This window comes from Streptomyces sp. NPDC026515, assembly GCF_055567595.1.
In genome coordinates this window covers 52,535-64,990 of sequence record NZ_JBVHQD010000030.1, presented here as the reverse complement: position 1 = coordinate 64,990, position 12,456 = coordinate 52,535, and the positions used below count along the sequence as shown (strand labels likewise).

At 69.9% G+C, this 12,456-nt stretch carries 8 protein-coding genes and 1 pseudogene; 2 read left to right on the top strand and 7 right to left on the bottom strand.

Translation table 11 applies throughout. From position 1 onward, the window contains the following. Window positions 1-4 precede the first annotated feature (4 nt). The 3 genes and pseudogenes from ACZ4O3_RS40085 to ACZ4O3_RS40075 form a co-directional block, all read right to left on the bottom strand. Window positions 5-538: a YbjN domain-containing protein gene (locus tag ACZ4O3_RS40085; protein WP_362728681.1), complete on the bottom strand. Its 534-nt coding sequence runs from the start codon at window positions 536-538 to the stop codon at window positions 5-7. A 180-nt stretch (window positions 539-718) separates the two neighbouring features. Then, window positions 719-3,307, bottom strand: a pseudogene (gene clpB / locus ACZ4O3_RS40080) (ATP-dependent chaperone ClpB); the annotation flags it as partial. A 404-nt stretch (window positions 3,308-3,711) separates the two neighbouring features. Continuing rightward, on the bottom strand, window positions 3,712-4,008 hold the full coding sequence (locus ACZ4O3_RS40075) for a (2Fe-2S)-binding protein (RefSeq protein ID WP_358920416.1): 297 nt from the start codon (window positions 4,006-4,008) through the stop codon (window positions 3,712-3,714). Between the two features lie 301 nt (window positions 4,009-4,309). On the opposite strand from ACZ4O3_RS40075, the gene ACZ4O3_RS40070 reads away from it, so the two are divergent. After that, the gene (locus ACZ4O3_RS40070; RefSeq protein WP_362731985.1) at window positions 4,310-5,341 is read left to right on the top strand and encodes a helix-turn-helix transcriptional regulator; all 1,032 of its coding nucleotides are present in this window, start codon (window positions 4,310-4,312) and stop codon (window positions 5,339-5,341) included. Between the two features lie 258 nt (window positions 5,342-5,599). Here the strand turns inward: ACZ4O3_RS40070 and ACZ4O3_RS40065 are convergent, their stop codons facing one another. Together ACZ4O3_RS40065 and ACZ4O3_RS40060 are read right to left on the bottom strand one after the other, a co-directional pair. Then, window positions 5,600-6,652 (bottom strand): helix-turn-helix transcriptional regulator, encoded by a 1,053-nt coding sequence (locus ACZ4O3_RS40065; protein WP_362717122.1) that lies wholly within the window; start codon window positions 6,650-6,652, stop codon window positions 5,600-5,602. Window positions 6,653-6,929: 277 nt separating this feature from the next. Continuing rightward, window positions 6,930-8,036, bottom strand: coding sequence for a sugar ABC transporter substrate-binding protein (locus ACZ4O3_RS40060; RefSeq protein ID WP_362717125.1), 1,107 nt, complete (start codon window positions 8,034-8,036; stop codon window positions 6,930-6,932). A 292-nt stretch (window positions 8,037-8,328) separates the two neighbouring features. Here ACZ4O3_RS40060 and ACZ4O3_RS40055 point away from each other — a divergent pair, with 292 nt between their 5' ends. Beyond that, window positions 8,329-10,743: a PA14 domain-containing protein gene (locus ACZ4O3_RS40055; RefSeq protein WP_467727185.1), complete on the top strand. Its 2,415-nt coding sequence runs from the start codon at window positions 8,329-8,331 to the stop codon at window positions 10,741-10,743. Between the two features lie 57 nt (window positions 10,744-10,800). Here ACZ4O3_RS40055 and ACZ4O3_RS40050 read toward each other — a convergent pair whose 3' ends face one another. Together ACZ4O3_RS40050 and dnaJ are read right to left on the bottom strand one after the other, a co-directional pair. Then, window positions 10,801-11,247, bottom strand: coding sequence for a heat shock protein transcriptional repressor HspR (locus tag ACZ4O3_RS40050; RefSeq protein ID WP_351708068.1), 447 nt, complete (start codon window positions 11,245-11,247; stop codon window positions 10,801-10,803). Window positions 11,248-11,252: 5 nt separating this feature from the next. Then, complete coding sequence (gene dnaJ / locus ACZ4O3_RS40045) at window positions 11,253-12,428, bottom strand: molecular chaperone DnaJ (protein ID WP_362717132.1); 1,176 nt, start codon at window positions 12,426-12,428, stop codon at window positions 11,253-11,255. Between the last annotated feature and the right edge of the window lie 28 nt (window positions 12,429-12,456).

The following is a 12,456-nucleotide window of genomic DNA, read 5'->3' as shown; positions in this document are numbered from 1 at the left end:
CCGCCTACTCCTCGTCGTCGCCTTCGGGCTGGTCGGCCTCGTTGACGGCCTCCTCCAGGCCGAGCTGCTCCACGAGCCACTTGTCGAACTCGATCGCGGCCCGCACCCAGCTGACCGTGGACGACACGAAGTGGTTGATGTCGACGCCCATGCCGATCAGCATCTGCGCCTCGCCGATGAGACGGACGGTGCCGTCGTCATGGGTGTGGGTGTAGACCTTGGGCCACAGCGTCCGGCGGTTCCAGTCGTCGATCGACTCCAGGAGCTGGGGCTTCTCGTCGATCTTGTGGGGGCGGTCGTAGAACGTCCGCACCGAGAAGACCGACTGCTCGTCCTCGCCGCGGAACATGAAGTACGTACGGAACTGTTCCCACGGCGCCGCGAGGTCGCCCTCGTCGTCGACGACGTACTTCAGCTCCATCTGGTCGAGGAGCTGCTTCACAAGATCCTGATCCGGGACGACGGGGCCCGCCGGTCCTTGGGGCTGCGGCTCGGGCTGGCCCCCGAAGTTCGGAATCGAGGACGGGTCGATGGTCACCGTGATTTTCCCTTCATACGGATCCCGCCATCCTCCCCCATCCGGGGAGGGGGGTGGCAACCCCCGCCCCGGCGGGTTCATCTCCCGTTGGCGGAATTCCGCTCAGAGCGTTTTTCCGGTCTCCTGACCGGTGCTTTCGACGGCTTCCCCGGCCGTTTCACCGGGCTCACCCGCCGCCTCCTCCGACGTCACCGGGCCCACGATCAGGCCCTCGCCGAAGGCGTCCACCCGGATCGTGTCGCCGTCCTTGACCTCGCCGGAGAGGATCTCCCTGGCGAGGCGGTCGCCGATGGCGGTCTGGACCAGGCGGCGCAGCGGGCGGGCGCCGTACGCCGGGTCGTTGCCCTCCTCGGCGAGCCAGGCCAGGGCCTCAGGGGTGATCTCCAGGGCGAGGCGCCGGTCGGCAAGCCGCCTGGCCAGCCGGTCGATCTGGAGCCGGGCGATCCTGGCCAGCTCGTCCTTGGCCAGCGCGGAGAAGACCACCAGGTCGTCCAGGCGGTTGAGGAACTCCGGCTTGAAGGACTGCCGGACCGTCTCCAGGACCTGCCGCTTCTTCTCCTCCTCGCCGAGCACCGGGTCCACCAGGTACTGGCTGCCCAGGTTCGACGTCAGCACCAGGATGGTGTTGCGGAAGTCGACCGTGCGGCCCTGGCCGTCGGTGAGGCGGCCGTCGTCCAGCACCTGGAGGAGGATGTCGAAGACCTCCGGGTGGGCCTTCTCCACCTCGTCGAGGAGCACGACCGAGTACGGGCGGCGGCGGACGGCCTCGGTGAGCTGGCCGCCCTCCTCGTAACCGACGTATCCGGGCGGGGCGCCGACCAGCCGCGCCACGCTGTGCTTCTCGCTGTACTCCGACATGTCGATCCGGACCATCGCCCGCTCGTCGTCGAAGAGGAAGTCGGCGAGCGCCTTGGCCAGTTCCGTCTTGCCGACACCGGTCGGGCCGAGGAAGAGGAAGGAGCCGGTCGGGCGGTCCGGGTCGGCGATACCGGCACGGGAACGCCGTACCGCGTCCGACACCGCGCGCACGGCCTCGGTCTGGCCGATGAGGCGGCGGCCCAGCTCGTCCTCCATGCGGAGCAGCTTCTGGGTCTCGCCCTCCAGGAGACGCCCGGCGGGGATGCCGGTCCAGGCGGCCACCACGTCCGCGATGTCGTCGGAGCCGACCTCGTCCTTGACCATGGTGTCCCTGGCCGTCTCCTCCTCGGCCTCGGACGCGGCCTCCAACTCCTTCTCCAGCTGCGGGATCTCGCCGTACAGCAACTTGGAGGCGGTGTCGAAGTCGCCGTCGCGCTGGGCGCGTTCGGCGGTGCCGCGCAGTTCGTCGAGCTTCTCCTTCAGCTCGCCGACCCGGTTCAGGGACTGCTTCTCGCGCTCCCAGCGGGCGTTGAGGCCGCGCAGGTCCTCCTCCTTGTCGGCGAGGTCGCGGCGCAGCTTCTCCAGGCGCTCCCGGGAGGCCGGGTCGGTCTCCTTCTCCAGCGCCAGCTCCTCCATCTTCAACCGGTCCACGACGCGCTGGAGTTCGTCGATCTCCACGGGTGAGGAGTCGATCTCCATCCGGAGCCTGGAGGCCGCCTCGTCGACCAGGTCGATGGCCTTGTCGGGGAGGAAGCGGGAGGTGATGTAGCGGTCGGAGAGGGTCGCGGCGGCGACCAGCGCGCTGTCCGCGATCTGCACCTTGTGGTGGGCCTCGTAACGGCCCTTGAGGCCACGGAGGATGGCGATGGTGTCCTCGACGGTCGGCTCCGCCACCAGCACCTGCTGGAAACGGCGCTCCAGCGCCGGGTCCTTCTCGATCCGCTCCCGGTACTCGTCGAGGGTGGTCGCGCCGACCATGCGCAGCTCGCCGCGGGCCAGCATCGGCTTCAGCATGTTGCCGGCGTCCATCGCGGAGTCACCGCCGGCACCGGCGCCGACGACCGTGTGCAGCTCGTCGATGAAGGTGATGACCTGGCCGTCGGAGTCCTTGATCTCGGCGAGGACGGTCTTCAGCCGCTCCTCGAACTCACCCCGGTACTTCGCGCCCGCGACCATCGCGCCCAGGTCCAGCGCCACCAGCCGCTTGTTCTTCAGCGACTCGGGCACATCGCCCTTGACGATCCGCTGGGCGAGGCCCTCGACCACGGCGGTCTTGCCGACGCCCGGCTCACCGATGAGCACGGGGTTGTTCTTGGTCCGGCGGGAGAGGACCTGAACGACCCGCCGGATCTCCTGGTCCCGCCCGATGACGGGGTCGAGCTTGCCGTCCCGCGCGGCGGCCGTGAAGTCCGTGCCGAACTTCTCCAGTGCCTTGTACTGGCCCTCGGGGTCGGCGGTGGTCACCCGGCGGCCGCCACGCGTCTTCTGGAAGGCCTCCACCAGCTTTTTCGCGGTGGCCCCCTGCCGGTCGAGCACCTCGCCGGCCGCGCCGCCCTTCGCGGCGATGCCGATCAGCAGGTGTTCGGTGGAGAGGAAGTCGTCGCCGAGGTCGCGGGCCCGCTCGTCCGCGTCGGCGAGGACCGCGAGCAGCTCACGGCTGGGCTGCGGGGGCGCGACCGTGGAGCCGGTCACGCTGGGCAGCGCGGTCAGTACCCGCTCGGCACCCTGCCGTACGACGGCCTGGTCGGCGTCCACGGCCGCGAGCAGGTCGGTGATGTTCTCGTTGTCCTGGCCCGCCAGCAGAGCGAGCAGCAGGTGGGCAGGGGTGAGGTCCGCGTGCCCCTCGGTCACGGCCCGGCTGCTGGCCGCGTTGATCGCGTCACGGCTCCTGTTGGTCAGCTCGGCGTCCACGTTCGCGTTCTCCTCCTCGGCATCGTTCGGCTGACTCAGCCAACGTACACAAAGTTGAGTCTATTCCACTCAAGGTCGGGAGGGGAGCCCTTCCCTGGGACCAGCTTCGGGGTGCGCGGGCCCGGCTGCCGGGGGAGCGCGTACGGATGGGGCCGATGGCCGGAAGGGGCGGGCGACAGCGGCCCCGCGGCCGGCGGAGGCCGCCCGGGGCCGTCGACTCGGGGCGCGCGACCCGTTCCACCGACGTTCCAGCGGCGGGTTTCGGCCACGGTGAGCCTTGGCCGAAACCGGCCGATAGGCAGAAATGTCCCCAGAAAACTGCAGCGGCGTCACCGTGTTCAGGTCACGGTGACGCCGCTGCGGGGGGAAGTACCTGAGCGATCTTTTACGACGGGGGAATCGCGTCAGGCACTGCGGGGGGTGGCCGAGATGGTCCTCACGTCCGGGACGTCCGGCTCAGCCAGCCGATGGTCCCTCTGGTCCAGGTTCACAAAGATCATTCCGTACCGGACGGCGCACCGCACGGGCTGCGGCGCACCCCGGGGCTTACGCAGGCACCGGTAGGCCCGTACGTCCTCTTCCTCGTCCCGCGTGACGACGACCGGCTCACCGAAGACGGTCACCATCAGCGAGTCACCGCTGTGGGGGATGGCGGTGACCAGGTCGATGAAGTGCCAGCCGGAGCGGTAGGCGGTGGCCATCTCACGGCGGAAGGATCGGTCGTCGGGTGGGGTGGTCACGTCAGCTCCCGGTTCCTTCCACGGTGTCCACGGCAACACTCGGCCAGCTAGTGTTGGCCTGAACATCACCCTTCGCCTCGGAAACACCACTCCACGCAACGAGGGCCGCGACGACGGAGCAGGTCGCGACAAGCACCGAGCGAAGCAATTTCCCGCGCATGTTCGACTTCGTCCTCACTTGAAGTTCCTGCTTCCCCGTCTTCTACGACGATGGCTCATTCGGGCACGTCATGGCCACACAATCAATGCATCATGTTCCTGCATGTTCAGGACCCTGGGGGGTGGAGATTTGATAACGAATCAGACGAAGGAGACACATCCCCATGCGGTGACGGAATTGTGTGAGGACGGTGCCCGCATCTACTCCACAGCTCTACGCACGGGACGCGTCGCGCGCGCGGAGGTGGACGCGGCCCCCTGCCTGATGGAGTTCGCCCTGCTCCACCCAGATCCGGACGACCCGGACTGGCTGCGTCCGGTGCCTCCCGCGGTGGCCCTGGCGAGGCAGCTCAGCCCTCTCGAACGCGAGATCTCCGAACGCCGGCGTCTGTCGACCGAGCTGGCCGAGTCGTTCGAGCCCTTCATGAGACTGGGTACCCAGGTCACGGCGAGCAGCGACTCCATCGCCGTGCTCGAAGGCGGCGAACGTATCAACGCGGCACTCAACCTGGCCACGGCCCAGTGCCAGGCGGAGGTGCTGAGCGTCCATCCGAGCGAGCGCGTCTCCGAGCGCAACGTGCTGCTCGGGATGGAGCGCGACCGGCCGCTCGTCGAGCGGGGGGTCCGTATCCGCACCCTGTACCAGCACACGGCGAGACACAGTCCGGAGAAGCTGGCCTACGCGGCCTTCCTGGCCGACGGCAAGGCGGAGTACCGCACGATCGACGAAGTCGTGGAGCGCCTGATCATCTGCGACGAGACGGTCGCCTTCATCCCCATCCGGGACGATCAGCAGGTCGCGCTCGAGGTACGCCACCCCGGCCTGGTCCGCTACCTGATCAAGGTCTTCGAGTTCATGTGGTCCCGCGCGGTGCCCCTGAACATCGACGGGCCGTACGAGGCGGCGCCCGACGGCATCACGGAGATTCAGCACTCCATCGCGAAGCTGCTGGTGGAGGGCCATGTGGACGAGGCCATCGCACGTCGGCTGGGCATGAACGTCCGTACCTGCCGCGCCCATATCGCCAAGCTGGCCCAGGCATTGGGCAGTGGCAGCCGCGCCCAGCTCGGCTACCTGATCGCGCAGTCGGGGATGCTGAACAGCGAGGACGCTCCCGCCGGACCGGAGGGCTGACGGGAGCGTGGTGGCCGGGTCAGCGCCGCGGCAGCCCTGGAGGCGCCCTGGCTGCCCGGCTCGGGGCGTCTCAGCACGCCCCCGGCGGTCCCCGGCCGGATGAAGCCCGTCACGCCCTCCGCGGCCCCGCACCGGCCGCCGCGGGGCGACACCGAGGCGCCCGGCCGGAACGGGCCGCCGGACCGGCCGTGGCGCCCGTCGCGGCGCTGCCTGCCGCCCGCCCCCTCGGCAGCGAGAGCCGTGCCCGGCTCGGCTGCCTCATCGGACGCTCGGGGATCCTTGACCGGGAAGGCTGACCGCGGAAGGCGGTCCGCTCGTCTCGCCCGGCGGCCGGTCCAGCCCCACCTGTGCTATCCGCACGCCCAGTTGGGTACGGCTGGCGGCGCCCAGCGTCTCCGAGAGGCGGGCGATGTGGGCACGGCAGGTGCGGACGCTGATGCCCAGGCGTTCGGCGATCACCGCGTCCTGGTGGCCCTCGGCCAGCAGCGCCGCGATGGACTGCTCCCGGTGCGAGATGCCCTCGATGCCGGTGTCGGGAAGCGGGGCGGTGAGGGGGATGGCGAGGCGCCAGAGGCGTTCGAAGACGGTGACGAAGTACTCGACCAGGGCGGGGTGGCGCAGTTCCAGGGCCATCGTGCGGTCGGCGTTGGCGGGGATGAAGGCGACCGTGCGGTCGAACAGGATGAGGCGGTCGATGACCTCGTCGAGGGTCCGGGCCTCCACCGCGTCGCCCATCAGCTCCAGGTAGTTGAGCAGGCCCTGGCCGTGCCGGGCGACATGGGTGTACAGGTCCCGCATGCGCACGCCCCGGCCGCGCAGGGCGACGGCCCGGTGCAGCCCCTCGGTCAGCTCCGACTCACGGCGGATACCGCCCGGCTGCACGGTCAGCACCTCGCTGGTGCACGCCTCCGTCGCCTCGTCCATCGCCGCCTGGATCCGTGACAGCCCGTCCAGGACCCGGATCGCCGCCGTGCCCTCCGCGGAGGCCGACGCGACCTGCAACTGCCGGCCCAGACCGGCGTACCACTCGAAGGCCGCGACCGCCGAGCCCACCCGCCGCTGGCTGTCGGTGACCTCGTCGTGGACCCCGCGCAGCAGCCGGGTCATGACCTCCTGCGGGGAGGTCGGCACCAGCCAGTCCATGTCGTCGGGGTCCGGGTGCAGCAACGCCAGCTCCAGCAGACAGGGCACCGCGTCGGCGTCCTTGCGCGGTACCCGGCCCCGGCGCACGGCACGGGAGTACACGCGGTCCCCGGCGGCGCACAGTCGGTCGGCACCGTGTGGATGCTTGTCCGTCCCGTGCCCGGCCATCGCCCATTCCACCCCCGGTTTGCTGCCTCATCCGCAGCGCAACTATGAGCGGTCCTGACCGGGTCCGCAACACGGCTCTCCTGGTGCCGGGTGCCGTGTCGTACGTATACGCACCACTATCTCCCGGCCTCCGCAGCCCGCGCTGCAACAAGATGACGGTGGCGGTGGCGGGGCGCCCGTCCGGCCTCCCCCGACGGGGCAGGCGCGTCGCGCCGACCCCCGCGGGTGAACGCGTGGCGCCCCGTCGGACTGACCTGATCCGGTCGGCCGGGCCCTGCTACTTGAGGCCGGCCGCCTCGCAGGCGCTCTTGTAGTCGGAGGTGCAGATCTGCGAGATCTTGTAGATGCCGTCGGCGACGACGGTGTCCTTGATCTTGCTCTTCGTCACGGCGCTGACCTGCACCAGCTGCGCCGGGATGTCCTTGTTGGTCGGGCTGTCGACCTGGTCCTGGGTGAGCGCGTCGAACTGGATGTCCTTGCCCTGCACCTTGTAGACGGCCATCTGCGCGGCGGCCTCGGCCTCGTCCGGGTAGGGCTTGTAGACGGTCATGTACTGCTGGCCGATGAGGATCCGCTGGATGGCGTCGAGGTCGGCGTCCTGGCCGGTGACCGGCGGCATGTCGGTGACGCCGGCCGCCTTGAGGGACTTGATGATCTCGGCCGCCATGGCGTCGTTCGCGGAGTAGACGGCGGCGACGTTGTCCTTGCCGATCTCGCCGATCGCCCTGGTGGTCTCCTTGCCGGCGGTCGGCGGGTCCCAGTCCTTGGTGTCGTACTCGGCCGAGATCGACACCTTGCCGTCCAGCTCGGACTTGGCACCCGCCTTGAACTGCTTGGCGTTCGGGTCCGTCGGCGAGCCGTTGATCATGATGATCTTGTCGGAGAGCCCGGCGTCCGGACCGAGGGCCTCCAGCAGCGTGCGGGCCTGCACCTCGCCCACCAGCTCGTTGTCGAAGGAGACGTACGCGTCGATCGGGCCCTCGGCGAGGCGGTCGTAGGCGATGACCGGGATGCCCGCGCTCTTCGCCTTCTTCACCGTGGGTGCGATGGCGTGCGAGTCGACCGAGTCGAGGATGATGACGTCGGTCTTGTCGTCGATCATCTTCTGCATCTGCTCGGCCTGCTTCGAGGCGGACGACGAGGCGTTCTGGTAGTCGACCTTCCCCTGCTTGTTGGTGAGCTCCGCGATCTTGTCCGCCATGATCGGGTAGTCGAAGTTCTTGTACCGGGTGTTGATGGTGTCCGGCATCAGCACACCCACGGTGATGTCGTTGCCCTTGGTGGGGCTCGCGGTGGTCGACGATCCCGTCGCGTTCAGCACGCCGCAGCCGGCGAGCGAGAGGGACATCGTGGACGCGGCCACAAACATGGCTATACGACGCATTCGGGGGCTCACTTCAGGTGCGTTCCGGACATGGGGCTGCTTGCGACCCAGATGTCTGAAAAGACAACGCGTACGCCGTACCCGGCGTCAAGCGGAACCACTTAACGAGTGCGCAACACTACGCTCCGCAGTGTCTGTGAAGGCCATGCGGAATCCCCTCCAAACCCCTTTTACGGACCCTCCATCCAAAGGGAGTTCATGGGGAGGCAAAGATCAGTACAACCAACTCCTTTCCACAGGAGTCACATCGGCAACGGCATCGCCCGTTGACCGGATACGACCAGAGGATCGAATGAAGCCAGCCAGACGCACCGTGGCGGGCGCCGCGGTGCTTGCCACCGCCGGCACACTGCTCGCCGGCGCGGTCCCCACCGCCTCGGCGGTCACGAACTGCACCTCGCCCGTCTACAAGCGGGAGTTGTTCGCGAACACGACGTTTCGGGGCACACCGAAGAAGACGGACTGCGACTCCGCGATCAGCGAGAGCTGGAGCGGCGCGCCCGCCTCCGGCCTGCCGAAGGACACCTTCGGCGTCCGCTGGACGGTGACCCGCGACTTCGGCTCCGGCGGCCCCTTCGCCCTCGCCGTCTCCGGACTCGACGGCATCCGGGTGTACGTCGACGGCGGCCGCAAGATCGACCTGTGGAAGAACACGACCGGCACGGTGAGCAGGACCGTCAACGTCACGATCCCCAAGGGCAGGCACACCCTGCGGATCGACTACGTCAACTGGACCGGCGCCGCCAAGGTCAAGTTCACCTACACGCCCCGCACTTCGGCGAGCACCGACAAGGTCAGACCGCTCACGCCGAGCGGCACCTCCCTCTCGTACGACACGGGCACCGGCAAGGCGAAACTCACCTGGTCGAGGAACAAGGAACTGGACCTGGCGGGCTACCGGGTCTACCGGCGCGTCAAGGGCTCCTCCTTCGGCAGCAGGCCCCTGGCCACGACCGCCTCCACCACGTACACCGACACCCCGCCGAAGACCGGCGCCACCTACTACTACGAGGTCCGCGCCCACGACAAGGCGGGCAACCAGTCCGCCGGCAGCGCCGACCTGGGCGTCACCACGCCCGACAGGACCCCGCCCGCCGCGCCGTTCGTCGAGATGGACAGCTGCCCGGCCGACCAGCCCCACCCGGGCCCCGAACTCGTCACGACCGCCGAGAACGCGGCGGACATCGCGATGTACGAGATGCAGCGGCAAAACCCGGTCACCGGCGGCTGGACCACCGTGTACACGGGTACCAAGGGCGCGATCTGCGACACCGGTTACCCGGCCGACGGCAGCAAGGTCACCTACCGGGGCCGGGCCCGCGACGCCGCCGGGAACTGGTCCGTGTACTCGGCCGCCGCCACGTTCACCACCAGCGACCGGACGCCTCCGGCGACCGCGGCCGACGCCCGGTCGGAGTACCGCTCGGGCGTGCCCCACCTGGTGTGGTCCCCGGTCGGCGGCGCCGTCTCCTACCAGGTCCTCCAGTACGACCCGGCGACCGGCGGCTATGTCGACGCCCTGCCCGGCACCGGCACCGCCGTCCACACCACGAAGGCCACCGACGTCGTCCCGCTGCAGCGGCTCGCGGTCGCCGACGGCTACCGGTACGCGGTGCGCTCGGTGGACGCGGCGGGCAACGCCGCCGCCCCCGTGGAGGTCACGCTGACGATGGCGGACCGCACGGAGGCCGTGCCCTCCTTCCGGACCAGCGCGAGCCGGTTCGACGAGGGCGTGATGGTCGAGTGGAGCAGCGCCGACCCGTGGACCTTCGGCGAGGACCGGCCGCTGCTCACCTACCGGGTCGTCCGCACCGACAGGGCGACCGGTGTCAGCAGCACCGTGACCGGGTGCAAGCCGAACGACTCGCGGGACCTGCCGCTGACGGACCCTTACACCTACTGGACCTGGACCGGCGACGACGCCCCGGCGTACGCCGGGGACCGGCAGATCAACGGCTCCTGCTGGGACGTCTCCGGCGCGTCCGAGACGACGTACGACTACACGGTCGTGACGATCGACCCGTACGGCCACGAGTCGCGGCCCGGTCCGGCCGCCACGGCGACCACGCCGGACACCGTGCGCCCGGGTCCGGTGGAGGACCTGACGGCCGACCCCGTCCCGCTGGGCGTCCGCCTGACCTGGACGCCGCCCGCCGACGACGACGTGACCGAGTACTACGTGTGGCAGGGCACGACCGACCCGGACACCGGCGAGACGGTCTGGAAGAAGAACTGCTGGACCTCGAACTCGTCCGAGACCGGGATCATCTGCCCGACCGTCCCCGACGGCGCCACCCACGTCTACCGTGTGGCCGCCGCGGACGGTTTCTACCAGTACGGGAACGAGGGCCCCGACTTCTTCCACACCGCGACCGTCTCGGTCGACCTGCCGGACACCCGGCCGCCCGGCTGGACCACGACCAGTGTCCGTGCGGACCGTTACCCGGAGCTGTACGTCGACTGCTCGCAGAGCTCCGGCCTCGGCGACTGCTCCCGGTTCGCCGCCTACCGCGTGGAGCGCTGGGACCCCGCCACGGCCGCCTACGTCACCCTCTCCGAGGGCCCGGCGGGCAGCACCTCGTTCTTCATGGACACCACCGTGTCCGGGGACGAGCTGGGCCTCCACTACTACCGGGTCGTCCGCCTGGACGCCTCCGGTGCCGAGGCGTCGGTCACCGAGGCGGCCTACGGCATCTGGGACTACTGACCGCACGCCGAAGGGGCCCGGAGGACATGTCCTCCGGGCCCCTTCGCGCAAGTACCGCTAGTCCTTGGCCTTCTTCGGCCGCCACACCACCAGCGCGCTGGTCTGCTGGACCTCCTGGTACGGGACCAGGTCGCGGCGGTAGGAGGCGTGCACCGCCGCCTCCCGCTGCCGCATCGCGGCCGCGGCGCCGTCCAGGGCCGCCTCCATCTCGGCCACGCGGGCCTGGAGCGCGGCGACCTGGTTCTCCAGTTCGATGATGCGCTTGATGCCGGCCAGGTTGATGCCCTCGTCCTGCGACAACGCCTGCACCTGGCGGAGCAGTTCGATGTCGCGGGCCGAGTAACGGCGCCCCCGCCCGGCCGTGCGGTCCGGGGAGACCAGGCCGAGGCGGTCGTACTGGCGCAGCGTCTGCGGGTGCAGTCCGGAGAGCTGGGCCGCCACCGAGATGACGTAGACCGGGGTCTCCTCGGTCAGTTCATACGGATTGCGTCGACGGCCGTCCATCTCTGTCATGCTCCCTTCGCAGCCTCGAACAGCTCGGCCCGCGGGTCCTCACCCGCGGTCGCCTCGCGATACGCCTCCAGCGCGTCACGAGCATTCCCCGACAGGTCCTTCGGAACACTCACCTCGACGGTGACCAGGAGGTCGCCGCGGGTGCCGTCCTTGCGGACCGCGCCCTTGCCACGGGCGCGCATGGTGCGGCCGTTGGGCGTGCCCGGGGGCAGCTTCAGGGTGACCGGCGGTCCGCCCAGGGTGGGCACCCTGACCTCGCCGCCGAGCGCCGCCTCGGTGAAGGTCACCGGGACGGTCACCGTGAGGTTGTCCTCCTTGCGGCCGAACACCGGGTGGGTGTCGACGTGGACCATGACGTACAGGTCACCGGCCGGGCCACCGCGTTCGCCGGGTGCGCCCTTGCCGCGCAGACGGATGCGCTGACCGTCCGTCACCCCGGCGGGGATGCGGACCTGCATGGTCCGGGACGACTTGGCGCGGCCGCTGCCCTTGCAGTCCGGGCAGGGGTTCTCCGCGATCAGGCCGCGGCCCTTGCAGTCGGGGCAGGGGTCGGTGAGCGAGAACCCGCCCCCGGATCCCCGCGCCACCTGGCCGGTGCCGACGCAGGTCGGGCACACGCGCGGTGTGCCGTTCACGTCGCCGGTGCCCGAACAGGCCTTGCAGGGTGCCTGCGAGGACATCCGCAGCGGGACCGTGGCGCCCTCGATGGCCTCCGTGAAGCTGAGCGTGACCTCGGACTCGATGTCCTGGCCGCGCCGCGGCTGGGTGCGCGCGCCCGCGCCGCCGCCCCGGTTGAACAGGCCCCCCAGGACGTCACTGAAGCCGCCGCCGCCCCCGCCGAAGCCGCCGCTCTGGGGGTTGCCCCCGAAGAGGTCGCCCAGGTCGAAGTTGAAGTTGCCGCCGCCCGCGCCCGGCCCCGGGCGGAAGCCGCCGTTGCCGAAGAGGGCGCGTGCCTCGTCGTACTCCTTGCGCTTCTTGGGGTCGCCGAGTATGTCGTTCGCCTCGGAGATCTCCTTGAAGCGCTCCTCGGCCTTGGCGTTGCCCTTGTTGGCGTCCGGGTGGAACTCGCGGGCGAGCTTCCGGTACGCCTTCTTGATCTCGGCCTCGGTGGCGTCCTTGGGGACGCCGAGGACCTTGTAGTAGTCCTTCTCGATGAAGTCCTTGGTGCTCATCCCCGACGCCCCTCCTTCCGCGTGCTAC